We start from the raw sequence: 24,939 nt of genomic DNA on the forward strand, positions 1-24,939 counted from the left end.
AAAAAAAAATGTTGGAGCAACTGCTGTCACGGGAAAATCTTCTGAAAGCATTAAAGCGTGTTGAAGCCAATAAAGGAAGTCATGGCGTAGATGGCATGTCCGTAAAATCCTTACGGAAACACATCGTACAAAACTGGCAAACCTTACGGCAAGCGATAGAAGAAGGAACCTATGAACCGAGCCCCGTACGACGGGTCGAAATCCCGAAACCGAACGGCGGAGGTACCCGGATGTTAGGGATACCTACGGTGACAGACCGAATGCTTCAGCAAGCAATTACGCAGGTGTTAACCCCATTGTTCGATCCACAGTTTTCGGAGCATAGCTATGGATTTCGTCCCCGAAGGCGAGGACATGATGCGGTAAGGAAAGCTAGAACATTCATGAAAGAAGGATACCGATTTGTAGTGGACCTGGACTTGGAGAAATTCTTTGACCGTGTCAACCATGACCGTCTGATGACGAAAATTGCGGAGAAAGTGAAGGACAAGAAAGTCCTCTTACTGATTCGTAAATATCTTCAAGCGGGGGTGATGGAGAACGGGTTAGTAAAGGCGACATTAGAAGGAACGCCGCAAGGTGGTCCCCTGAGTCCGTTATTATCTAACATTGTTCTGGACGAACTGGATAAGGAACTAGAGAGACGTGGACACCGATTCGTGCGCTATGCGGACGACTGTAATATCTACGTGAAAACACCAAGAGCAGGCGAACGAGTCAAGGCATCCGTCACGGGGTTCATTGAGACGAAGCTAAAACTCAAGGTAAACCAAGCCAAGAGTGCGGTAGACCGGCCCTGGAAACGGAAGTTTCTTGGATTCAGTTTTAGTGCGGATAAAGAGCCAAAGGTGAGGATTGCCAAACCATCCGTACAGAAAGCGAAGGTCAGAATTCGAGAGATTACCTCTCGAAAGAAGCCGATGAGGATGAAAGATCGAATCGAGGAACTAAACCAGTACTTAATGGGATGGNAGCCTACGAGTGGGGAAATACCCGAAAAGGGTATTGGCGAATTGCAGGGAGTCCAATTGTGACACGAGCATTGAATAACCAATACTGGGAATCCAAAGGACTTAAGAGCCTGTTGGACAAATACAACTCGATACGGAATATTCCATGAACCGCCGTATACCGAACGGTACGTACGGTGGTGTGAGAGGTCGGGGGCTCGCCGCCCCCTCCTACTCGATTATTACTCATCTCTTATTTCTAAAAATGATTGCTTCTGAACAAGTAAACCAATATATTGGTTATATGAATAAACAACCGATCCAACCCATCCAACCCATTAAAAGAACCTCATTCCGGGATGAAGTTTACCGTACACTTCGTGAAGCGATTATTTCACTGGCGCTCGAACCTGGACAACGGCTGAATGATAACCAGCTTGCAAGCCAGTTTGGAGTGAGTCGTACGCCTGTCAGGGAAGCGTTAAAACGTCTGGAGGATGAAGGACTAGTCGAGACCGTTCCAGGGTCGATTACCAGGGTCGCACTGCTGCGTCCGGAAGAGGCCGGGCATGCCTTTGTAGTGGCTGCTGCGCTCCATGCCTTAGGAGCAAGACTGGCTATACCCCGCTTGACGGAGTCTCACCTTGAAATGATGCGCCGTCACAATGAAGAGTTTCGTCAGGCGATTGACACTTCGGACATTCTTGCTGCTATTCACGCAGACGATGATTTTCATAACATCTTGATCGAGGCATCCGGCAACCCGGATATAAAAGCGACGCTAGAACGGATCATGCCTAAGCTGCGCAGACTGGAGATCTCCCGTTTTGCTTCAGAGCAGGCCATTGAGTCCCTGAGTGATCATGAGCAGATTATCGCAGCTTGTGAGCAAGGGGATGTTCAATCGGCATCTTTATGGTCCGAGAAGAACTGGCTGAACCTCGGGACACAGTTGGGTATGTCTAATACTGAATCATAGAAAGAGTTGATAGCTCGTGCGGCCAATCTTGCTCGGAGTCTGCTCCGCCTTATTTTTTGCCATTACCTTTGTATTGAATCGCCGCATGGAGCTTTCCGGAGGAAGCTGGGCTTGGAGTTCCTCCCTGCGGTATTTCTTTACGCTGCCGTTATTAATTGCCATTGTGATGGGGCGGCGCAATTTGAGACCTTTATTATCCGGGATAATCAAGAGACCTTGGCCTTGGCTGTTGTGGGGAACTGTAGGTTTTGGTTTGTTCTATGCACCTATTTGTTTCGCGGCTGCTTATGCTCCTGGTTGGCTGACGGCGGGAACGTGGCAAATTACGATTATTTCCGGTTCCTTGCTTGCTCCCTTCTTCGGTACTTGGATCACCGGCCCTTCGGGCCGCGTGTTTAAGCGGGGTAAGATTCCTGTCAAAGGTCTTGGAATGTCTCTCATCATTCTGGCAGGCGTGGCGCTTCTCCAGTTGGAGCACTCCCAAGCTTTGACATCGGTCGAGGCTCTGCTGGGTATTGTGCCGGTGTTAATTGCCTCCTTCGCCTATCCGCTCGGCAACCGTAAGACGATGCAGCTGTGCGGTGAACAGTTTGATGTCTTTCAGCGTATACTCGGAATGACGCTTGGCAGTATTCCGTTCTGGATCGTTGTTGCCGTATATGGACTTTTGAACTCCGGCTGGCCATCGGGTGAACAGCTATGGCAGTCAGGAATCGTAGCTTTGTCTTCCGGCATTATCGCCACCGTGTTATTTTTCAAGGCTACAGATATGGTTCGTCACAGCATGACCGGACTCGCAGCTGTAGAAGCTACTCAATCGCTGGAGGTGCTGTTCGCCTTGGCTGGAGAAATGCTGATCCTGTCCACTCCATCGCCATCCTATGTGTCCTGGCTAGGCATTCTTGTCATTATAGGAGGCATGATTCTGCACAGTTTGTTCTCCCGGCGTTCAGGCAGGCCGCTTGTTGCAGCAATGCAATCATCCCGATATAATAAAAGGTATTGAAATTTGCAGGGAACAAGCACAAAAGGTGGTAGAGCAGTTGGAAAATAATAACGAAACGGTGTTCACATACCGTTCCAGCAGCCCACAGGATACAGAGCTTTTGGCAGGCGCTCTTGCTCGTGCCTCGACGCCAGGGACCGTCATTGGCCTTGACGGGGATTTGGGTGCGGGTAAAACGGCCTTCTCCAAAGGCTTTGCTAGCCATTTGGGGGTACAGGAACTGGTGAACAGTCCTACTTTTACTATTATTAAAGAATATAAGGGGAACCTGCCCCTGTATCATATGGATGTGTACCGCATTTCCCATCAGGAAGCAGATGAGCTTGGGCTGGACGAATATTTCTACGGACAAGGAGTCTGCCTTGTTGAGTGGAGTAGCATGATTACAGATTTACTGCCGTCAAGTCGCCTGCATATTTATATCGAGACGGTTGGAATGGAAGAACGCATGATTACGGTAACCGGAATCGGAGAGCCTTACGGAGATCTCTGCCGCAGCCTGATCAAGAATGGGGTCAAGAAGAATGACGACTGAAAATAACGGGCCGCGCAAGCGGTTTTTGGCGCTTGATACATCCACGGCAACTCTCGGTGTGGTGGTAACAGAGAATTATCAAGTGCTGCATGAGATCAATACCTCCGGAGAACGGAATCATTCTGTTCATTTGCTGCCGATTATTGAGCAAGCGCTGCAGGCTTCGGGAACGAGCGGGAGTATGTTGGCCGGCATTTCGGTAGGCATTGGCCCAGGTTCGTATACCGGCACTCGTATTGCTGTCAGTGCTGCCAAGACATTGGCTTGGGCTTGGGATGTTCCTGTAGCAGGTATATCCACTCTCCATGCTCTGGCATGGGGCGGTCATGAGCAGGGGCGGATGGCATCATATTCACCAACGCCGGCGGAGCAGGGACAAGTGGAATATGGTCCGGATTGGATTATTCCCCTGATCGATGCCCGTCGGGGACAAGCCTTTACCGGACTTTTCGCAGTTGGCGCCGAAGGAAGTCCCACCCGGCTTGAGCCCGATGCGATCCGTCTGATGAGCGAATGGGTGTTGCAATTGTCGGAGCTGATCGGGTTGGCTGAAGCGGAGGGCAGAAAACCGCGTAATCTTTGGTTCACCGGAGAAACCGCGCTGCATGGCAGTTCAGAAACACTTTCTGCCTTAGCAGGGTTATGCCATTTGAATGTTGTACCTTACGAGCTTGAAGGGCGCTGGACCGGGTTCCTTGGTGAGGAGCGGCATGCGGCTGGAAATGATGATGTTCATAGCCTGATTCCCAACTATACCCAGCTCACGGAGGCGGAAGTTAATCTCCGCAAGAGCCATGAAGGAGGCATGAAATAACAATGACGGACACTGATGCAGGAAGAGGGCAAAGTGACCAGCTTGTTTTTCGCCTGATGAAAGTGGAGGATATTCCGGCTATTATGGTCATTGAACGCCAAGCCTTCACGATGCCTTGGACCGAAGAGGCTTTCAAGAATGAACTTACGAATAATCATTTCGCTAAATATATGGTGATGGAGCTGCAGGGCCAAATTATCGGTTATGCGGGGTTATGGGCGATCGTGGACGAAGCCCATGTCACGAATATTGCGCTGCTTGAGGAATACCGGGGACGCAAATGGGGAGAACGGCTGCTGGATGAACTGATGAAGACGGCTTCTTACCTCGGAATGAAATCCATTACGCTGGAAGTGCGGGTATCCAATGAAGTTGCCCAGAATTTATACCGCAAGAAAGGCTTTCGCTCCGCTGGCACACGCAGAGGCTATTACTCCGATAATCGTGAGGACGCACTGATTATGTGGGCTGATCTGCCGGCTTACGAGGAGCAAGGTGTCAGGGAAGGAAGCGTGGAATAGGAATGGGTTCGGAAATAAACAATGAACAGAAACCGGTAATAATACTCGCTATAGAAACTAGCTGTGATGAAACAGCGGTGGCAGTCATCAAGGATGGCTGTGAGGTGCTTGCCAATATAATCTCCAGCCAGATCGAGACACACCGGGCCTTCGGCGGCGTTGTACCAGAGGTCGCCTCGCGCAAGCATGTCGAGGTCATTACACTTATTATCGAAGAAGCAATGAATACCGCTGGAGTGAAGCCAGAGCAGTTAACCGCCATAGCCGTTACGCAGGGACCCGGACTTGTCGGAGCCTTGCTCGTCGGAGTTGTCGCTGCCAAAAGCCTAGCTTTGGCCTGGGGCAAACCGCTTATCGGCACACATCATATCGCCGGTCATATTTATGCCAACCGTTTGGTGTCTGAGTTGCAGTACCCTTGCATGACGCTAGTAGTTTCAGGAGGGCATACGGAGCTTGTGCTGCTGGAGCAGGAGGGCAGATTCAAGATTATCGGCCGTACCCGTGATGATGCCGTTGGTGAAGCGTATGACAAGGTGGCGCGTGCACTCGGCTTTCCTTATCCAGGGGGACCTCACGTGGACAAGCTGGCGCGCGAATCCACAGAGACAGTGACTCTACCGCGCGCCTGGCTGGAGCCTGACTCCTATGACTTCAGCTTCAGCGGATTGAAATCGGCAGTACTGAATGTAGTCAATCAGACGAAGATGAAGGGGCTCACCCCTGACGTAGGTGCGATTGCCCGCGGATTTCAGGAATCGGTCGTTGAAGTGCTGGTAGAGAAGGCTGTCCGGGCAGTGCGTTCAACCGCTTCGAGACAACTGCTGCTGTGCGGCGGTGTGGCTGCCAACAGAGGGCTGCGTGCTGCTTTGACAGGCCGTTGTGAAGCGGAAGGCATAGAGCTTATTGTTCCGCCGCCTGTATATTGCACTGATAATGCCGCCATGATTGGTGCGGCAGCCCATGTGAAATGGACTCATGACGGAGGCATACCGCTGGATATGGTCGCTGATCCCGGATTTTCACTGGAGCAGTGGTCGGTCCGCGATTAGCGGGGGCTGCAAGCTAATAAAGGCCCAATTGAGACTGTATGAACCAATAAAACAGGCGTATCCTTTTACCGCGTATTGATGACGTGGGGAGGGATACGCCTTTTTGATGGCTGCTGCTTTCTCAATATGAGATCAGAAGTAGAGATCTGAAGCTCTTAAATAGGGTAATACACGTTTGTCAAGGTGTGGACAAGGTTATCCACATATTCCTGCATATCTGTGTAAAAATCATGTAAAACCAGCAGTAACGGTCTTTTTCTGAACGTTCAAACGGGGGATTTCAAAGAGGGTGTATTTTTGTGGAAACTGTGGATAATGTGGATAATTCGGTGGATAAAATTTCCTTGACACACAAAACGTGATTTATCGCAAGAAAAAAGGCCCTAAGGGCCTTTTTAGAAGATCAGTTATTCACCAAATCTGGGGATAGAGCTGTGCATAACTATTTATGAACAAAAAGGGAACTATTAAAAATATTTATCGTGAGATTTTACATTATTCATCAGCAAGTCTTTCCCACTCGTCAAAAACTTGCACGAGCTGTTCTTTTTTTGCTTTTAAATCCGCTTCATGTTCCTGGAGTGCCATATAATCCTGATACACCTCAGGTTTGGTCATTTCAGCTTCGATCCCGGCGATTTCTTCCTCCAGGGAGGCGATGTTCTCTTCGAGTTCGGCAATTCGCCGCTGGCGGCTGCGCTCTTCGCGTTTGGCCTGCTTATCGGCTTCGAAGGAAGTGGTTCCCTTCTCTGCCGAAATAGCACTATCCTGGCCTGAACTCTTGAATTGTACACCAGCCGCCTGCGCGGCAGCTTCCCGGGCAATATCCTCCAGCTCCCGTTTCTTCTCGATATAATCATCGTAGTTCCCGAGGTAAGGATCAATTCCAGCCGGATGAAGCTCAAGCACACGTTCCGCCATTTTGTTGAGGAAATAACGGTCATGGGAAATAAAGAGCAGGGTGCCTTCAAAATCGATGAGTGCTGCTTCCAGGACCTCGCGGCTCACCAGATCCAAATGGTTCGTCGGCTCATCGAGAATGAGCATATTGGCGCCGCGCAGCATCAGCTTGGACAGTGCGACACGCGCTTTCTCACCGCCGCTAAGCGCTGCGACTTTCTTCAGAACATCCTCACCGCTGAAGAGGAAATTGCCAAGAATAGTCCGGATGCGGGCTTCCTCCAGCATAGGGTATTCACTCCAGAGCTCTTCCAGGACCGTGTTCCGCGGATTCAACCGGGTCTGCTCCTGGTCATAGTATCCGATCTTGACCTTGGCTCCCCAGTCTATACTTCCGGCAGACGGCTCGCGTGTTCCGGTGAGGCACTGCAGCAGTGTAGACTTCCCGATTCCGTTTGGACCGATCAGCGCAGCGGTTTCGCCGCGCCGCAGCTCGAAGGAAGCGTTGCGGAAGAGAGGCTCGCCTTCACTAAAGGAGACAGCTACACTGCGGACTTGCAGAACTTCTTTGCCTGACATGAAATCAGGCTCAAAGGAGAAATTGGCTTTTTTCAAATCACCCATTGGCCGATCCAGCCGATCCATCTTCTCGAGTGCCTTGCGCCGGCTCTGTGCGCGTTTGGTGGTGGAGGCCCGCACAATGTTGCGCTGTACGAAATCCTCCATGCGGGAAATCTCATCCTGCTGCTTCTCATACTGCTTCATCCGAATTTCGTAATCGGCAGCCTTAAGTTCCATGTAACGAGTGTAATTCCCGGTATACCGCCGGGACTCGTGCCGCTCAATTTCCACGATGACTGTAACCAGACGGTCAAGAAAATACCGGTCATGGGATACGACCAGAATGCCGCCCGCATACCCTCGCAGATAGTCCTCGAGCCATGTCAGGGTTTCAATATCGAGATGATTCGTGGGCTCATCCAGCAGCAGTAAATCCGGAGCCTGCAGCAGGATGCGGGCCAGCGCCAGTCTCGTCTTTTGCCCCCCGCTGAGCGTAGATATCGGGGTAGCCGGATCAAAATCGCCGAAGCCCATGCCATGCAGAACACTACGGATACGCGTGTTCATTTCATAACCGCCATGGTCTTTGAACCAGTCCGAACGCTGGGCGTACCTTTCCAGTAAATCTTCGTATTTCTTCGGATCGTCCGCTAGTGAGGGATCAGCAATTTGTTCCTCCATCTTGCGAAGTTCCTCTTCTGTCTCAATAAGCGGGGCAAAAACAGCCAGCATCTCTTCCTGAATGCTGAGATCTGATTGAAGACCGCTGTTCTGGGCCAGATATCCGACAGTCGTTTCCTTTGCTTTATGAATCTGACCGCCGTCATAAGACAGCTCCCCGGCCAGAATCTGCAGAAATGTGGATTTGCCGGCACCATTAACGCCAACCAGCCCCACTCTTTCCTTCTCATTGACTTGCAGGCTTATGCCGTTCAATATACTGGTAATGCCATATAATTTTGAAATACCTGTTGCTTGAAGAAGCATACCGATGAAACCTCCACCCATGCATTTTTCACTGTGGCACCGAAAGCCAGAAGCTCCCCTGCCAACCATTCCTTATAGTTTACATGAAAAGTGTGTGGCGCGCGAGGGTATGGCATCAGGATAAACGTAATCCGAGCTATCTTGGCGAACCGGGGACAAGAGTGGTAAACTGGACTTAGACATAAGATCAGTCAGGAATAAAGAGGAGGAGCGGTATATGTCAGGCAATGACGTTGTTCTCGCTGAGCATAAGCGGGCGCTGCGCCGCCGTCAGGCTGCCGCGAGGGATATGCTTCCTTTGGACCAGAGAGGCAATCTATCCTCGCTGGTCTGCAAGTATGCTTGGAATTGGCTTGAGCAGGAGAAGGCGGCATCCATCATGGCGTACGCTGCCTTTCGCTCGGAGCTGGACACGCGACCGCTGATTGACAAGGCCTGGGGGGCGGATCTTCGGGTGTTTCTTCCTCGGGTAGAACCGGAGTTAGGCACTATGTCTCCACTGCAGGTGAACTCCTGGGAGGAGATGATTCCAGGCAGGTACGGCATTCCGGAACCGTCCGGAATTGCAGCAGTGCCTTTCAGGCATATGCCAGATGTTATATTTGTACCAGGACTCGCATTCGACCGGCGGGGCGGAAGGCTGGGTTATGGCCAGGGATATTATGACCGCCTGCTTGCAGCGTGGGCTCCTGCTGCGGCTAAGGGTAAAGCCCCGGTGTGGATCGGCCTGGCTTACGGGATGCAACTGGTAGAGGAAGTGCCGATGGATGCCCATGATGCTTTTATGGACATTCTCATAACAGAGCATGGCATGATTCACTGCCGGGAGGTGAATGGAAGTTGAAGTTAACTCATTTCAATGAGGAAGGAAGAGCACGTATGGTGGATGTCAGCGACAAGGAAATTACCAAGCGGACAGCTACTGCTTCCAGTAAAGTTAAGATGGCCCCCGAGACTTTAAGCGCGATTAAGCAAGGATCCATCGGAAAAGGCGATGTACTGGCTGTTGCTCAGGTTGCCGGTATTATGGCTGCCAAGAAGACGGCCGACTGGATTCCGATGTGCCATCCATTGCCGCTTACCGGGATTGATATCCGCTTCTCCGATAACAACGAAGATGAACTATATATAGAAGCAACTGTCAAGCTGACAGGTAAGACAGGTGTGGAGATGGAGGCATTGACTGCCGTTTCCGCCAGCGCACTCACCGTGTATGACATGTGCAAGGCGTTGCAGAAGGACATGATTATTGGACCGACAATGCTGGTCTCCAAAAGCGGTGGGAAGAACGGGGATTACGCACGGGAAGAATGATAACGAAAGATTTCACAGAGTACATAGAGAGGGAGGACGTACCTATGGCGTGGAAAACAGCAATCCTGACGGCCAGTGATAAAGGGGCCAGAGGTGAACGGGAAGATACGAGCGCCCAGGTGATCCGGGAACTGGTTGAGGAAGAACTCGGAGGCGAGATTATTGAGTACCGGATTGTTCCTGATGAAGAGGATGAAATTATCGCAGCAATGATTGAGCTGACTGATTATTTTCAGGCGGATCTGGTGCTGACAACCGGAGGAACTGAGCTGGCTATTCGTGATGTCACTCCGGAAGCAACCCGGCGTGTGATTGAACGTGAGGTGCCTGGGATGTCCGAAGCCATGCGCAGTACAGTGATGCAGAAGAACCGGAGCGTCATGCTCTTTCGCGGAATCTGTGGAATCCGCGGCCGGACGCTTATCGTCAACCTTCCGGGCACTCCTAAAGGTGTTCACGAGAATTTGGCAGCGATCATGGATCAGTTGCCTGAAGCTTTGTTAATGGTCACGGGGCAGTTCCGCCAATAAGAAGCACGTAAGGCATATTTGGCTTTGTTGATGGTTCGTTACAGCGATTGTCATAGAATTGAGATGCAACTGTGACATAAGTTATGGTATCATTGAGTTAGAAGGAAACGGTATCATGAACGGACATTCGTAACAAGGAGGAAAATAACTATGCCTAACATTGGTGCACCCGGCTTTATATTGCTGGTCATCCTTGCGCTGTTACTCTTCGGTCCCAATAAGCTTCCAGAGCTTGGCCGTGCCGTCGGCCGGACCTTCCGTGAATTCAAGGAAGGCGCACGTGACATCATCGGTGATACGGAGCCTGTCCAGAAGAAGGATGTAACTACATCAGCAGCTGTTGCCCCGCAGAACATTGCAGCCAATGTCTCCACGGACAAAAATCTGCCGGAATAATAATAGTAGTACACAGGAGGCTATCCCGTAAGTCAGTTTATGACTTGCGGGAGACTCCTTTTTTTAGAAATATATCTGTTATACCCGCTTACATAATGGAAACGACCAGATGTACGCCTGAAAATAGGATGGTGGCAGCATGTCCCTGGAACCTGATGAAATGTCGGTGGTCGATCATCTGACCGAACTGCGCAGAAGAATCATATATATTCTGGTTGTATTTGTACTTGGCCTAATTGGCGGTTTATTCTGTGCCCGGCCGATTTATGACTATCTGATTCATGCCGATCTGGCCGAGGGCTTCGTCCTGCATGCTTTTTCGTTCTGGGATGGGATCGGTATGTATATGAAGATTGCGGTCGCGGTGTCTCTGGTTGTAACCGTCCCGTTTATTGTGTACCAGCTGTGGGCTTTTGTCAGTCCGGGTCTCCGCCCGGAAGAACGAAGCGCAACGCTGCGGTATGTCCCCTATGTGTTTGTTCTGTTTCTGCTGGGTCTGACATTTGCCTATTATGTTATTTTTCCCATGGCCCTTTCCTTTACGATCTCGGTAACGCGGAGCATGGGGCTTGAAGAGACTTACGGCATTGCGCAATATTTCAGCTTTATGTTTGGACTTGTGCTTCCTGTGGCTCTGCTGTTTGAATTGCCGCTCATCGTCATGTTCCTGACCAAGCTGCGTATCCTTAACCCGCTTCGCCTGCGTAAAATGCGCCGGTATGCTTATTTTGTACTTGTATTTATCGCAGTCGTGATCACACCGCCGGATTTCATTTCGGATTTCCTCGTGACGATTCCGCTGCTGGTGTTGTATGAATTCAGTGTGCTGCTGTCCGCATTTGTCTACCGTAAGCAGCTCGCCGCCGATGCACAAAGAGAAGCCAGATACCTCCGGACCTGAACGTATGGGCAGGCCGGGGGTTTTAGGCATATTTTGGTCAGGAGTGGATAGAATGAAAGAGGGGCTGAGCTGTACAAGCCTTGCATGAGCGCCTCAGCCATATTTTTCCCGAAAATAAGTGGGCATTTGTGTAAAAGGACTTGAAATTGTCTTTCAAGTTGAGTATCATAAAAATTGTTGTTAGCACTATAAGGTGTCGAGTGCTAAAAGAAGAATCAACTGTTGTGTAACTTCAAGTGTTCAAGGTAAACAACATAATTCAAAGGAGGCTATTTTTTCATGATCAAACCTTTAGGTGAACGCGTATTAGTAGAAGCGAGCGCAGTGGAGGAAACCACTTCTTTCGGGATTGTGCTTCCAGACTCCTCCAAGGAGAAGCCGCAGGAAGGTACAGTTATCGCAGTAGGCAGCGGAGCTTTGAAAGATGGAGTACGTGTGCCTCTGGAAGTTAAAGAAGGCGACCGCGTTATTTTCTCCAAATACGCAGGAACAGAAATCAAATTCGAAGGTAAAGAATATTTGATTATGAAGGAAAGCGACATTCACGCGATTCTGGGATAAGAAAGCGTCATTTATAAGCAGTAGACCCAATACTTACGATCCAATCTATGTGCTGGAACAAGCATAAATATTTTTAGGAGGTTACTATTCAATGGCTAAAGAAATTAAATTTAGTGAAGACGCTCGCCGGGCAATGCTCCGCGGTGTTGATGCTTTGGCAAACGCAGTAAAAGTTACACTTGGACCAAAAGGCCGCAACGTGGTGCTGGAGAAGAAATTCGGCAGCCCGCTGATCACTAACGATGGTGTTACAATCGCGAAGGAAATTGAGCTGGAAGATGCATTCGAGAACATGGGTGCACAGCTGGTTAAAGAAGTAGCTACCAAAACTAATGATGTTGCCGGTGACGGTACAACAACTGCAACTGTTCTGGCTCAAGCGATGATCCGTGAAGGTCTGAAGAACGTAACTGCAGGCGCGAACCCAATGGTTATCCGCAAAGGGATCGACAAAGCGGTTAAAGCTGCTGTAACAGAATTGCAAAGAATCGCTAAACCAATCGAAGATTCCCAATCCATCGCTCAAGTAGCTGCAATCTCCGCTGCTGACGATGAAGTGGGCCAATTGATTGCTCAAGCTATGGACAAAGTAGGTAAAGACGGCGTTATCACCGTTGAAGAATCCCGTGGATTCCTGACTGAGCTTGAAGTTGTTGAAGGTATGCAATTCGACCGCGGCTACATCTCCCCGTACATGATTACCGATACGGACAAAATGGAAGCTGTGCTTGATAACCCGTACATCCTGATCACTGACAAGAAAATCAGCAGCACACAAGAAATCCTGCCATTGCTTGAGAAAATCGTTCAACAAGCCCGTCCGCTTGTAATCATCGCTGAAGACATCGAAGGCGAAGCACAAGCGATGCTGATCGTGAACAAACTGCGCGGAACGTTCAACGCTGTTGCTGTTAAAGCTCCTGGCTTCGGCGACCGTCGTGAAGCAATGCTGCAAGATATCGCTGCTCTGACTGGTGGTCAAGTGATCACTGAGAAGCTCGGCCTTGATCTGAAGAGCACTTCTATCGACCAACTGGGTAACGCCCGTCAAGTGCGCGTAACCAAAGAGAACACTACAATTGTAGACGGAAGCGGCGACAAAGCGGACATCAATGCACGCGTTAGCCAAATCCGCTCCCAACTGGAAGATACTACTTCCGAGTTCGACAAAGAGAAACTGCAAGAGCGTCTGGCTAAATTGGCTGGCGGCGTAGCCGTTGTCAAAGTAGGCGCTGCAACTGAAACTGAACTGAAAGAGCGCAAGCTTCGCATCGAAGACGCCCTGAATGCAACCCGCGCTGCGGTTGAAGAAGGTATCGTATCCGGTGGGGGTACAGCTCTTGTGAACGTATATGCGGCTGTTGCTGCTGTTGAAGCAGTAGGAGACGAAAGAACAGGTGTTAACATCGTATTGCGCGCTCTGGAAGAGCCGGTTCGCACAATCGCTGCGAATGCTGGTCAAGAAGGTTCCGTAATCGTGGACCGTCTGAAAAAAGAAGCTGTCGGCATCGGCTACAACGCTGCTACCGATGAGTGGGTGAACATGTTCGAAGCGGGTATCGTTGACCCTGCTAAAGTAACACGTTACGCGCTCCAAAATGCAGCTTCCGTAGCTGCTATGTTCCTGACTACTGAAGCAGTAATTGCTGACAAGCCAGAACCAGAAAAGGGCGGAATGCCTGATATGGGCGGCATGGGCGGTATGGGCGGCATGATGTAATAAAGGTGTCGAGGTATCCTGAGGGTAACTAAAGGGTAACATCGGCAGAATACTAAGGCTTCTTATGAGTTCATTTGAACTTATGAGAAGCCTTTTTATTGTTTTTTTCAAGCATATGAATAAACCAGCTACTAAGGCTCATTTGTAAGTAAGAAGTTTGTCTCATTTATTAATAAATGAGAAGTATAGGTGTATGAATAAGAAGATACAAATTGGATAATGAACCTCACATAGAGGAACCTAATATTTGTACCTCTAGGACAAGCTTCTACATAATCTATGATTTGAAAGGGGCTGACTTGGGCGACAGAATCTATAATAGGCCAGATTATGAGTGGGAAAGTCTTAACATGTACCAACACTAGGAGGAACTTATGAAAATCAAAAGAAAATTGAAGATTCTCTCTGTTTTGTTTGGAATAACTGTGATTGTCGGAAGCTTCCCTGTAACCACGTATGGCGAAGAGGCTGTTACCAAGCATGCCGTAATCTCGGACATGCCAGCCAATTGGTCTACCCAAGCGCTTAATCATGCCGTAGATAATGGTTTATTGTCAGGTTCGGATGGCAAGATCATGCCGAATGATAACCTTACACGTGCACAAATGGCGGCAGTGATTACTAGAGCGTTTGATGCTTATAAAAAAGGGGATATCAGCAAATTTCAAGATGTGAAATCTACCAGCTGGTATAGCGATTACTTGGCCATGGCCTATCAGATGGGAATTGTTAAAGGTTCTGGTACGTCTATGAATCCAGAGCAGGCGATCACACGGGAGGAAGTCTTCGTCATCCTGGCCCGAGCAATCAAACTTCAACCTGAAATGAATATTTCGAAAACCTTTACCGATGTAGGAAGCTTATCGACATGGGCCAAAGGGGAAGTGTTCGCATTAATTAATCATGGATACATCAGTGGAGCGAATCAACTGTTGAATCCTAAAGGCTATATCACACGGGCCGAATTTGCTCAGCTTCTAGATAATACTTTTAGCCACTATATTCAAACAGCAGGAATCGTGACAACGCTTCCAGAGGGCAATGTTATGATTACTGCACCAGATGTTACACTGAAAAATGTTAGTGTTCGTGGAGACCTGATCGTTGGAGAAGGTGTAGGCGACGGTACGCTGACTCTTGATAATGTAAGTGTATCTGGACGTGTTGTAGTTCGTGGGGGCGGGGAACATTCTGTCGTTATTAAAGGGTCATCCAATGTGGGTAACGTTATTCTTGCCCGTGTGGATGGCGTAGTCAGAATCGTAGTCGAAGATACAGCTAAAGTGAATGTTGTCTATGTAGAAGACGGATCGGAAGATGTTATTGTAAAAGGCGCAATAGGAGACTTGTTGGTACTTGCACCGGATATTATAGTCAATGCCGTTGAAGTGAATATTAAATCTGTGCAAGTGCGTGCAGACAATACTACGGTTCTTTTAGATAAGGGATCAAAAGTAGGTAAACTGGATGTCATAGAGGGTGTGAAGACTACAGCGATCAAGGGGCAGGGAAGTATTGAACTTGTAACTGTAAAAAGCGGAGCACAGGATGTGAAAGTTGAGAATCCGGGGACTAAAATATCCGTTGAAACAGGTGCTGCAAGAGTAAGCGGTGCAGGCGGTGAGATAGTGGATCCAGGAACAACAGGATCTAACAATACGCAGGGTACTGCTCTCGTTAAAGATGCACCAAGTACATCTATTGGTGAGAGTAACAACGGACCAATTAAAATCGCAACAGCTGCAATAGCCGGAGTAACCGCACCCGTAACTGGTGCAACACCAGTAGCTACAATAGCAGCAACATCAGAATATACAGCAACAATTTCTTGGGTAATAGTATCACAAAGTATCAACATCAATACTGTACCAAATGATGTGCCAGTATCGGATAATACACCGGTGTCGAATAATACACCAGTGTCGGATAATACACCGGTGTCGAATGATACGCCAACACCAAACGATACACCAACACCGCATGATACACCAGCTGTGGACACCTTTGATGTGGATACGGTGTATCAAGCGACGATTACAATCACACCGAAACCAGGATACACACTAACAGGCGTGACACAGAACTTCTTCACAGTAGCCGGTGCTACTACAACTAATAGTGCCAATTCGGGAGTAGTAACAGCGGTATTCCCGGTAACTGAACCAAATATCATTAATTCTGTAGATTGGGTATTCAATAGTGAAGACATTACCTTTAATAATGTTGACGATACAATTTCACTTAGTGAAGCAGTAGCTCCTAACCAAGCAATTTATAGAACTTTAGGGAATACTGAAACAAGGTTTAATAGTAGCGAGGTCTATAAAGAGTATGATATGGGGAATGGTTATAACCTGTACGTGCAATTTAGCGGGGGGGAGACTGGATTTGATGGATCTGTCCTTTTTGGAGGACCTGATGATGGTATAACTGTCACTGTCAAAAATGACCATACGCTCTCATTTTTAATTACTGCTAGACCTCAATATACTCATTTTGCTCAAGATAATTTCATAGTCGTCCTTGAGAATGCGATTAATACAAGTGAAAAGTACAGCATTACTTTAGACGTAAACACTGGAGTTAACAATCAAATAGTTATAGTAGAATCACTTCAAGATCAACTCGCACCCACTGGTCTAGAAGGCGTTGCACCAACGGTAGCATTAACTGATGGTAAGATCGCGGGTACAACAGAAGAGATGGAATATAAACTAAAAACAGATGACGATAGCGCCTATGTGGCATGCGCTAACTCAGAAACCACAGGTTTAGATGCGGGAGTTTATGTAGTAAGATATGCAGCCAAACAAGGGTTTAATGCAGGAGCAACATTAGAGGTAACCATTCCGGCTTATGAACCTGTTGTACCTCAAATACCTGTAGAAGGGTAGAATATATTAATGTTTTATGAGGCTATTCTCGAGTTTACTCGAGGATAGTCTTTTTTAAGTTGGCCAAGGAGAACAAAAAGCGTAAGTTTCAGGTGCTCTACACAAGGTGTATCGATGGGATGTTCTAAGCTAAGGATGAAAGTGAGTGAAAGCCAACAAGTTACCGGCAGGAGTAAATGCTGAGACGATGGCGGATTCGACTAGCGTAGTAAGATGTATAAGCTATTCCTACTGGATGTAATGAGAAGTATAGGCTATATGAATCTGACGTCGAATAAAGGATGATTAGGTTGAATCAGCACTTATTTTGATTAAGATTTGTCCGACTAATTTCATGAATTTTTTTATTCAGACGACACATTGGCATGAACATGTCGGGGGGTCGTCTGAATCATCGAGAAGCGACATGAATTTTGAACAAGGAGCCAAAACCGATGGAAAAGATACGGAATGATATCACTGTTAAGGAACAAAAATTTCAATTCATAAAGGAAGGTAAGAAAGCCAAAAAAGTCCGGAAGTCAACGATTATTGTGCTATTGAAGCAAATAAGTGAACTCCATAAGAACGATGCCTGTGATTCTATGAGATAAAGTAGGTGATGAAATGATTAGAAAAATAGGAACGAAAATTATTTTATCTATCGCTATATGTACAACTCTTACTGCAGTCTTGGTAGGCGGGACAAGCCTTTATAAGAGCAGGGAAGTAGTCAAGCAAGAGTCTAGAGAGAAATTAAGTTATATGGCTAAAAGTAATGGCGGAGAGTTAACGAATATTCTGGAGAATACAGAAAAGGCAGTAGACAGCCTTGGGATTATTGCTTTAAGTCAATTAGATCAGAGTAAACTAAATGATCCTATGTATTTACATAAATATGAATCGGAAATCGATGCCTACGTTAAATATTTTAGTGAACAAACCAAGAGAACCATTGGGAGCTATGTGTATCTTGATATTTCAAAAGTGCATGGATTGTATGGTGTCTGGTATGCCGATAATCAAGGAAGCGCCCAGTATGTGAAGCAAGACCTTGGAGATATCGCAACATTCGATCCACTGGATTCAACTATGGCTTGGTATTATAAGCCTATTCAAGAAGGGCAAGGCGTATGGAGTGAACCTTACATAGACCAAGACTTGAAGATTAACATGATCACCTATTCAAAACCTATTGTGAAGGACGGACAAACGATAGGCGTTGTGGGCATGGATATTAACTTTGATCTCTTTAAGAATGCTGTGAGCAGCATTAAGGTTTATAAGACGGGATTTGCCTATATTTTAGATAATCAATTTCAATTTCTCATCCATCCGTCTTTTACAAGTAAGGATTCTATTAAGACGGTGGAGAATGGCGCACTAAAAGGTCTGGCCACTGAATTGGAACAAAGAACTGCAGGAATTCTGGATTACACTCTGCAAGGACAGAAAAAGGTATTGTCTTATTATAAGCTGGAAAATGGCTGGTATTTGGTGATAAGTCCCACCCAAAAAGAAATTGAAGAAGGCATTAATTCCATCTCTATTTGGATTATTGGAATTATTGCTTGTGCGATACTCCTTACAATTGTTGTAGGTGGTATTATTGCCCGAAATATATCGAAGCCCGTTAATCATCTGGCCAACGCTATGAAAGATGTGGCTTCTGGTAATTTAACCCATGTCTTTTCCCGGACAAGCAATGATGAGATCGGGTTATTAACGGAAACTTTTAATACAATGTCACAGAATTTACGAGAGATGATTCAATATATGCGAAGTTCCGCTGAACAGGTTTCCCGCTTTGCGACTGAACTTCATACAAGTGCAGAAGAAACCAGTCAATCGATTGGGCATATTACAACATCTATCCAGGGAATTGCGGATGGCTCAGAAGAGCAAATGAACCGGATCAACAATGGCAAGGGTATGATGGCAACGTTGGAGGACATAGTGAATGATGCGGTTGTAAATGCACAAGAAGTAGCTCAAACCTCTGTTGAAACATCCAACCTTGCATTGAACGGAAATCTTGAAGTGAAGACGGCTGTGACTCAAATGAACTCTATTCAGTTGAATATCTCTGAGCTTGCGAGAGTTATTAGTGAATTAAAAGATCGTTCACAGCGCATAGGAGACATTGTTGAAATCATTGCCAATATCGCTGGCCGTACAAATCTGCTGGCATTAAATGCTTCCATCGAAGCCGCAAGAGCCGGTGAGCAGGGTAAAGGATTCTCAGTAGTGGCTGAAGAGGTGAAGAAGTTAGCAGAACAATCTACACAGTCTGCAAGAGAGATCCGCGAGTACATTTCGATGATCCAGCATGATATTTTGCAAGCGGCAGCCTCCATGGAGACAAGTACGCAAGAAGTGGAAAGTGGGATAGAGGTAGTTAATAAGGTAGGAATGACTTTTGGAAATATTCAGAATGCTATAGATAAGGTAACCTTACAGCTTGGTGAGGTATCTACGGCTACGAAGGAGATTTCTGCCAGTATTAATCTGACAACGGCGATTCATCAGCTTGAAGAAGTCTCCCAAACGACTTCCCTATTAATGGAGAAAGTCACTGCATCTTCGGAGGTACTATCAGAAATGGCTAATGGACTTATGCAAGAGACAAGTAAATTCAAATTGTGAGGAAAATGGGAGTTTATGCGAGAAAAATTTTACGCAAAGTGACATGAAATTCATATTCAGATGGACTCGGATAGATTATATTAAGAATATGCTCGAATGGCGTTTTGTTAATATAGGGAGTGATATTTTGAGCACTACATACAAAGTCTTGGAGACCGATGCCGAGTTTTTGACTGCTGCACTCTTACAAACCAAAGTATCTGTATGGTACCGTCAGGTGCCGGATCCTGTGGGGGAATTAATGGACCACGGCGGAGTTGTAGAAGGGTACTCAGCAACGACAATTAGAATCTCAGATAGTTGGTTTTATCGTGAACGTTTTGAATTTAGAGCCCACACAAATTAATAGATTAACTATGGGAAGGACGAAGGTTATGACCTATTCTCAGTATTTGGGGAGATACGGTAACTCGTCGGAAATCTTCAATCTTGAGCATCAGATCGAAGCTGCTAAGGAAGAGCTGGAGAGAGCTGTACGGAAAGGTGACCCGTCCTTAGTTGAGGCAGTACGACTGCGGATTACGCAGCTGGAAGATGAACTCGACAAGCTTGGAGACTGAACTCTACTCCAGCTTGTGCAACTCCACTAAAGGCGACCGGGCCTGTGATCGTAATATCCGGTCCTTCACCAGTAGAATCAACAGCGTACATTGAATAACGGAGTTCACCTGAAAGTGGTACTACCGGTTGGAAGTCTGCCGCATGAAAAGAAAGCAGGTTATTACCTGTGAACAAATCAATGGTCGCTGTATATATCAGCACACCACTGCCGCTTACTCCTGTTCCGCCTCTTTCGACGTGATAGTAACTTCATTCGCAGCAACCCCTGCTACACCGATTGTTCGCCATAGTTCAATGCGCACATCTGCTGCATTCGGAGTTGCTAATACGGCAGCAATCTGCAGATCGATATCCCCTAACAGCAGCGTTGGAGTTGTAGGCAGAACAGTAACCCCAGTATTGGTATTGCTAAACTCCGAAGTCCGAGAATCCAAGAATTGAATAGCCATTTGTGATCACTTCCTATTTCAGAATAGTAGAAGGTATGAAAAAGGATATTTTCATTCACAGGTTTCTAAGTATAGACGACAAACACCCCTTACCCGCCGGATGTCACCGGAATCGGATAAGGGGTGTTTGTATATAGACGGCTTGCGGCCAGCTATTAACGCAGCACTTTGAGCGCGCCGCTCCAGGCAATAACTTGGTCGAGCATGCCATTAACGTTGGTTAAATGCAGGTCTGCCGGTTTGAATACAGAACCGTTCTCGAAATCAGTGAACAGAGACAGGGCCGGATGTACACGGACGTCGGCGACGGACAATTCACCCAGGATTCCGCGCAGATGCTCAGCAGCACGGGCTCCGCCTACGGAACCGTAACTTACGATACCCGCTGCTTTGTTATTCCAGGCTTCACGGGCATAATCCAGAGCATTTTTCAGGGATGCCGAGATGCTGTGATTGTATTCCTGAACGATAAAGACGAAGCCATCCAAGCTGGCCAGCTTGACATTCCAGGCAGTTGCCTGTTCCGTAGCATCGGCTTCGCCCATTAATGGAAGCTTGAAGTCTGCGATATCCACAATCTCATAATTAGCGTCACCGCGCTTGTCGGCTACACTTTTAACCCATTCACCTACTTGCGGGCTTAGACGTCCTTGGCGGGTACTTCCCAGGATAATTCCGATGTTTAGGTTAGACATTGTTTTTTCCTCCTTGGTTGTAGTTATTCCAAATTTTTAAGTGTCTTTTGTTTAAGTATTTTAAAGATGAGATAATAATACCGCACTAAGTTTATAATGTCAAGTAACTTAATAATAGTTAGCTTGTGTGAATTTTCGTATAACAGCTCTGGAATGCACATCATTATGGTTATGGGATATGCCGGAGGGATTGATACTGGCTGTTTTTCTGCTGCATCCCCGTACAAGACGATGGAAGGCGATGATGTTTGTTACGTTAAGAACTCATTCCCGAGAGTCATGGTCACGGCTACGAAAGACCTTCCACGTATTCCTTTATTATGGGACTTTTGTTTATGGTCTATATTACTTATGAGTTCGGATAGTGTCTGGACGTCAAAAAGACGGCAGGAAATTTCACGGGAGCTGTACACCCCGGAATTCACCTGCCGTCTATCTGTATATAGTATTAACCTTTTAAAATATCCTCGATCTGCTGAAGTTCCTCGGCGCTGAGCTGAGGTGCATTCAGGGAACCTACTGCATCTTCAATTTGGCTGACTTTGCTGGCGCCGATCAGAGCAGAAGTAACTCTGCCGCCGCGGAGAACCCACGATAAGGCGAGCTGCGACATTTTTTGTCCGCGGTTAGCGGCAATTGCATCTAGCTTCCGCACCTTGTCGATGACTGCTTCCGTGATTTCCTTCTCGGACAGGAATACGCTCGGACCTGCCGCACGGGAATCGGCTGCAATGCCGTTCAGATAACGGTCAGTCAGGATACCTTTTTGCAGCGGGGAGAAAGCGATCGAGCCAATGCCTTCCTCATCTAGCACATCCTGCAAGCCGTTCTCGATCCAGCGGTTCATCATGGAGTAGCTTGGCTGATGAATCAGGCAAGGCGTACCAAGCTTGCGGAGGATTTGCGCAGCTTCGCGGGTTTCTTCCGCACCATAGTTCGAAATGCCGACATATAGCGCTTTACCTTGACGGACCAGATGATCCAGTGCGGTCATGGTTTCTTCCAGGGGTGTGTTTGGATCCGGACGGTGGTGATAAAAGATATCTACATAATCAAGTCCCATGCGAGTCAAACTTTGATCAAGGCTGGAGACCAGATATTTGCGGGAGCCCCATTCACCATAAGGGCCTGGCCACATATAATAACCGGCTTTGCTGGAAATGATCATCTCGTCGCGGTAGGCAGTGAAGTCTTTCTTCAGAATCTGTCCGAAGTTCTCTTCTGCAGAACCTGCTGGAGGACCATAGTTATTGGCAAGGTCGAAATGGGTGATGCCTAGGTCGAAGGCTCTTCTTACCATTTCCCGGCCGTTCTCGAACTTATCATTGCCGCCAAAGTTGTGCCACAGACCTAGCGAAATCGCCGGCAGGCGCAGACCGCTGCGGCCTGAACGGTTATATGTCATACTGTCATATCTGTTTGTGCTTGCGTTATACATTTTATTGTCCCTCCTATGGGTTGGTTAACAGAATCGAAAGCGGTTCCCATCGTTTGCGGAAGCCACTTTCTTATTGTAGCCAATGTTAGTGGGCAATCGTATGTCAGCATGGCAGGGATTTATAGCACAATGTCAGAACCCAGATGCCGGATACGGTATTCCTTAGGTGAGCACCCCTTCACTCTCTTGAACATGCGGGAGAACAGCAGGGCATCCTGGTAGCCTACAGAGTGGGCAATTTCACCGATAGTACAAGGGGTTTCAGCCAGCAGTTCACTGGCTTTAGCCATACGGAAATTAAGCAAATACTGCTGCGGCGGCAGCCCGATCGAACGCTTGAATAGGGAAGACAGATATTTACGGTCCAGTTTAAGCGTAGAGGACATCATCTCCACCGAGATATTCTCGCAATAATGGGAATGAAGAAAGTCCAGACACTGTTCGACGTACACACTCTTCTGCTTGGGCAGGGGCAGTACATCAGGAGATGCCGGCACCCGTTGCAGAAGAACGGAGAAGAACTGATACAACAGAGCTTTTAGCGGGAGATCAAGGCTCTCTAACGTCTCAGCAGCTTCGGTAAGTCGTTCGTACAGTTCCGGCATCAGTTGATCATCCATCGCAAATACCGGATGCGCCGGTGACAAGGAGGTTCGGCCCAGCAGATACTCAACCTGCTCACCGGTAAAAGCGATCCAGGAATACGTCCATGGATGATTGGTATCCGCTGCATAGCTTGTCACGATATGAGGATAAGTGATGAAGGCTTGTCCGGCTTTCAACGTGTAAGTATGTTCACCAACGGAGACCCATCCGGTTCCTCCATGAATGAAATGGATTTTGTAATGATCACGCACACCAGGGCCAACGGTATGACCGGGATGGCATTGTTCATGCCCCCAGTAATGCAGGTGAAGGTCGGGATTGCCCCGGAAGGGGCGCTCCGAATTGTATTGAAAAATGGCTGTCATGGAGTTCAGCTTCTTTCCGGCATAGATGGTTTCTTAAGCCATCATAAGGTCAAAACTGAATAATTTCAAACCGCTGGGTCCATTTGGCAGTCAAGCTTCCATCCTCAGCATGACCAGCTCATCAACAGGGTTGCCTCCGATCAAGTGCTCGGATACAATTCGCGGGACCTCGTCTTGAGTGACGTTGTAATACCAGATTCCTTCGGGGTATACCAGAACAAAGGGACCGTTCCCGCACAAGCCGAGGCAGCTTGTTTTGTTAATCTTCACCGTCTTGTGAATGCCGTGTTCGACGAGCTGTTCCTTGAAAGTCTGCATGACATCATCGACCTCCTGATTATTGCAGTGCTCGCTGCAGCAGAAGAACAGATGATTTTTAAGTACTTTGAGCCGCATGTTCATGGTTATCCTCCTTAGAGCTAAATGTTAGCTTATCTACAAGAGATTATAGCTTCTGAAGAGGAAGAAAAAATGGATAACAGCTATTGTTCCAAAAGGCTTAACAAATGGGCCGTTTTGCTAAAATCATGTGATATTACATGACGTTGAATTGGATGAATTTGAAGAAAATGTGTCCTGTTTATGAAGATGACTGGTACCAGATGCAAAAGAAGAAGCCAGAGTGCTTTCAACAAATATGCACGATATCAGATTTTTTTGGATAATTGTGCTTTAAGCCGCGGTTTGAATAGTAATTGCCGCAAGGCTGTCCCATTCACCAGAATCGTGCCTACGATGATTGTGAGTACACCCAGCAGTGTAATCCATGAGACGGACTCATTGTAAAAAAGTACACCTACGCCCACCGCGAGAGGTGGGGACACATAGAGCCAGGTTGCCGGGAAAACCGGATTGGTCCGTGCGACCAGCCAATAGAACAAGCTGTGGCCGACCATCGAGCCGATCACAATCAGGTAGAGCATGGAGCCGGCGGCACTGAAGGACATCAGAGATCCGGGATGCACTTGTTCGGTAAACAGTGATAGAACAAACATTAATGCCCCGCCATACATCATTTGTGCCGCATTCAAAGCGATAGGTGATACTTCTTTGAAAGCGGTGATTACCTTTTTGGAATAGAGGGTGCCTGAAGCATAACCGCATTCTCCAATCAGAATAACGGCACAGCCGATGATCCAGAGTGAAGAAACATCGAGGCTAAGACTAGGCAGAACCAGCAGGAGCACTCCAGCGAAGCCGATCAGGCAGCCGTACAGGGAGTGGGCGGGTGCTTTTACCCGGGTGACTGCTGTCTGCATCAGGAGAATCATAATCGGACCCGTAGCCGACAGCACAGCAGCAAGTCCCGAAGAGACGTATTGCTCGGCCCAGTACAGCGCAGAGAAGGTGCCGAAGGTAAGCAGCGTCCCGGTGATCAGCATTTCTTTACGCAGCAACAGGGAGAAGCTGGCTTTCTGCTTCCATACCATCCACAAGAATAGAATAGCACCCGCAAGGAAGAAACGGACTCCGGCCGAGAAGAAGGGGGGCAGCCCTGCATCCACACCGATTTTGATCGCCAGGAACGTCGTGGCGAAGATCAGACAAACCAAACTGTAAGCGATAAGTATCATTGTCC

The 24,939-nt window shown here is 47.6% G+C and carries 24 protein-coding genes and 1 pseudogene; 18 read left to right on the forward strand and 7 right to left on the reverse strand.

The window, feature by feature from the left end; all coding sequences use genetic code 11:
* Positions 1-8: 8 nt before the first annotated feature.
* The 7 genes and pseudogenes from ltrA (at position 9) to tsaD (ending at position 5,857) form a co-directional block, all read left to right on the forward strand.
* Positions 9-1,120 (forward strand): annotated as a pseudogene (gene ltrA / locus ACAN55_RS17525) (group II intron reverse transcriptase/maturase).
* A 134-nt stretch (positions 1,121-1,254) separates the two neighbouring features.
* A complete protein-coding gene (locus ACAN55_RS17530; RefSeq protein WP_379135830.1) occupies positions 1,255-1,929 on the forward strand; it encodes a GntR family transcriptional regulator in 675 nt (224 codons plus the stop codon).
* Between the two features lie 16 nt (positions 1,930-1,945).
* A complete protein-coding gene (locus tag ACAN55_RS17535) occupies positions 1,946-2,935 on the forward strand; it encodes a DMT family transporter (protein ID WP_379135605.1) in 990 nt (329 codons plus the stop codon).
* Between the two features lie 37 nt (positions 2,936-2,972).
* On the forward strand, positions 2,973-3,470 hold the full coding sequence (gene tsaE / locus ACAN55_RS17540; RefSeq protein WP_379135609.1) for a tRNA (adenosine(37)-N6)-threonylcarbamoyltransferase complex ATPase subunit type 1 TsaE: 498 nt from the start codon (positions 2,973-2,975) through the stop codon (positions 3,468-3,470).
* Positions 3,460-4,284 carry a tRNA (adenosine(37)-N6)-threonylcarbamoyltransferase complex dimerization subunit type 1 TsaB gene (tsaB, locus tag ACAN55_RS17545; protein ID WP_379135612.1) on the forward strand — a complete coding sequence of 275 codons (825 nt, stop codon included), beginning with the start codon at positions 3,460-3,462 and terminating at the stop codon, positions 4,282-4,284. Before tsaE ends, tsaB begins: the two co-directional genes overlap by 11 nt.
* A gap of 2 nt (positions 4,285-4,286) precedes the next feature.
* A complete protein-coding gene (rimI, locus tag ACAN55_RS17550) occupies positions 4,287-4,805 on the forward strand; it encodes a ribosomal protein S18-alanine N-acetyltransferase (RefSeq protein WP_379135615.1) in 519 nt (172 codons plus the stop codon).
* A 2-nt stretch (positions 4,806-4,807) separates the two neighbouring features.
* On the forward strand, positions 4,808-5,857 hold the full coding sequence (tsaD, locus tag ACAN55_RS17555; RefSeq protein WP_379135618.1) for a tRNA (adenosine(37)-N6)-threonylcarbamoyltransferase complex transferase subunit TsaD: 1,050 nt from the start codon (positions 4,808-4,810) through the stop codon (positions 5,855-5,857).
* Positions 5,858-6,352: 495 nt separating this feature from the next.
* Here the strand turns inward: tsaD and ACAN55_RS17560 are convergent, their stop codons facing one another.
* Positions 6,353-8,305 carry an ABC-F family ATP-binding cassette domain-containing protein gene (locus ACAN55_RS17560; protein ID WP_379135621.1) on the reverse strand — a complete coding sequence of 651 codons (1,953 nt, stop codon included), beginning with the start codon at positions 8,303-8,305 and terminating at the stop codon, positions 6,353-6,355.
* A gap of 217 nt (positions 8,306-8,522) precedes the next feature.
* Here ACAN55_RS17560 and ACAN55_RS17565 point away from each other — a divergent pair, with 217 nt between their 5' ends.
* The 11 genes from ACAN55_RS17565 (at position 8,523) to ACAN55_RS17615 (ending at position 19,806) form a co-directional block, all read left to right on the forward strand.
* Positions 8,523-9,149 (forward strand): 5-formyltetrahydrofolate cyclo-ligase, encoded by a 627-nt coding sequence (locus tag ACAN55_RS17565; protein WP_379135623.1) that lies wholly within the window; start codon positions 8,523-8,525, stop codon positions 9,147-9,149.
* Complete coding sequence (gene moaC / locus ACAN55_RS17570; RefSeq protein ID WP_379135626.1) at positions 9,146-9,619, forward strand: cyclic pyranopterin monophosphate synthase MoaC; 474 nt, start codon at positions 9,146-9,148, stop codon at positions 9,617-9,619. Before ACAN55_RS17565 ends, moaC begins: the two co-directional genes overlap by 4 nt.
* A 44-nt stretch (positions 9,620-9,663) precedes the next feature.
* Entirely contained in the window at positions 9,664-10,149 is a 486-nt protein-coding gene (locus ACAN55_RS17575; protein ID WP_379135629.1) for a MogA/MoaB family molybdenum cofactor biosynthesis protein, read from the forward strand.
* A gap of 150 nt (positions 10,150-10,299) precedes the next feature.
* A complete protein-coding gene (locus tag ACAN55_RS17580) occupies positions 10,300-10,545 on the forward strand; it encodes a twin-arginine translocase TatA/TatE family subunit (RefSeq protein WP_379135632.1) in 246 nt (81 codons plus the stop codon).
* Positions 10,546-10,684: 139 nt separating this feature from the next.
* On the forward strand, positions 10,685-11,446 hold the full coding sequence (gene tatC / locus ACAN55_RS17585) for a twin-arginine translocase subunit TatC (RefSeq protein ID WP_379135635.1): 762 nt from the start codon (positions 10,685-10,687) through the stop codon (positions 11,444-11,446).
* 279 nt (positions 11,447-11,725) lie between these two features.
* Positions 11,726-12,007 carry a co-chaperone GroES gene (groES, locus tag ACAN55_RS17590; RefSeq protein WP_379135638.1) on the forward strand — a complete coding sequence of 94 codons (282 nt, stop codon included), beginning with the start codon at positions 11,726-11,728 and terminating at the stop codon, positions 12,005-12,007.
* A 91-nt stretch (positions 12,008-12,098) separates the two neighbouring features.
* Positions 12,099-13,727, forward strand: a complete 1,629-nt coding sequence (gene groL, locus ACAN55_RS17595) for a chaperonin GroEL (RefSeq protein ID WP_379135641.1) — start codon at positions 12,099-12,101, stop codon at positions 13,725-13,727.
* Between the two features lie 374 nt (positions 13,728-14,101).
* Positions 14,102-16,621, forward strand: coding sequence for an S-layer homology domain-containing protein (locus ACAN55_RS17600; protein ID WP_379135644.1), 2,520 nt, complete (start codon positions 14,102-14,104; stop codon positions 16,619-16,621).
* A gap of 434 nt (positions 16,622-17,055) precedes the next feature.
* Positions 17,056-17,214: a hypothetical protein gene (locus ACAN55_RS17605; RefSeq protein WP_379135647.1), complete on the forward strand. Its 159-nt coding sequence runs from the start codon at positions 17,056-17,058 to the stop codon at positions 17,212-17,214.
* Between the two features lie 13 nt (positions 17,215-17,227).
* Positions 17,228-19,246: a methyl-accepting chemotaxis protein gene (locus ACAN55_RS17610; protein ID WP_379135650.1), complete on the forward strand. Its 2,019-nt coding sequence runs from the start codon at positions 17,228-17,230 to the stop codon at positions 19,244-19,246.
* 374 nt (positions 19,247-19,620) lie between these two features.
* Positions 19,621-19,806 carry a hypothetical protein gene (locus ACAN55_RS17615; RefSeq protein ID WP_379135652.1) on the forward strand — a complete coding sequence of 62 codons (186 nt, stop codon included), beginning with the start codon at positions 19,621-19,623 and terminating at the stop codon, positions 19,804-19,806.
* 213 nt (positions 19,807-20,019) lie between these two features.
* Here the strand turns inward: ACAN55_RS17615 and ACAN55_RS17620 are convergent, their stop codons facing one another.
* The 6 genes from ACAN55_RS17620 to ACAN55_RS17645 all read right to left on the reverse strand — a co-directional run bounded on the left by ACAN55_RS17620 (position 20,020) and on the right by ACAN55_RS17645 (position 24,934).
* Entirely contained in the window at positions 20,020-20,256 is a 237-nt protein-coding gene (locus ACAN55_RS17620; RefSeq protein ID WP_379135655.1) for a hypothetical protein, read from the reverse strand.
* A gap of 155 nt (positions 20,257-20,411) precedes the next feature.
* Positions 20,412-20,951 carry an NADPH-dependent FMN reductase gene (locus ACAN55_RS17625; RefSeq protein WP_379135658.1) on the reverse strand — a complete coding sequence of 180 codons (540 nt, stop codon included), beginning with the start codon at positions 20,949-20,951 and terminating at the stop codon, positions 20,412-20,414.
* A gap of 448 nt (positions 20,952-21,399) precedes the next feature.
* Positions 21,400-22,389 (reverse strand): L-glyceraldehyde 3-phosphate reductase, encoded by a 990-nt coding sequence (gene mgrA, locus ACAN55_RS17630; protein ID WP_379135661.1) that lies wholly within the window; start codon positions 22,387-22,389, stop codon positions 21,400-21,402.
* Positions 22,390-22,508: 119 nt separating this feature from the next.
* Complete coding sequence (locus tag ACAN55_RS17635; protein WP_379135664.1) at positions 22,509-23,360, reverse strand: AraC family transcriptional regulator; 852 nt, start codon at positions 23,358-23,360, stop codon at positions 22,509-22,511.
* A 90-nt stretch (positions 23,361-23,450) separates the two neighbouring features.
* A complete protein-coding gene (locus tag ACAN55_RS17640; RefSeq protein ID WP_379135667.1) occupies positions 23,451-23,762 on the reverse strand; it encodes a (2Fe-2S) ferredoxin domain-containing protein in 312 nt (103 codons plus the stop codon).
* A 245-nt stretch (positions 23,763-24,007) separates the two neighbouring features.
* On the reverse strand, positions 24,008-24,934 hold the full coding sequence (locus ACAN55_RS17645) for a DMT family transporter (RefSeq protein ID WP_379135670.1): 927 nt from the start codon (positions 24,932-24,934) through the stop codon (positions 24,008-24,010).
* Positions 24,935-24,939 lie beyond the last annotated feature (5 nt).

The sequence above is a fragment of the Paenibacillus oryziterrae genome, assembly GCF_042610485.1.
In the GTDB taxonomy this organism is placed as follows: domain Bacteria; phylum Bacillota; class Bacilli; order Paenibacillales; family Paenibacillaceae; genus Paenibacillus_AQ.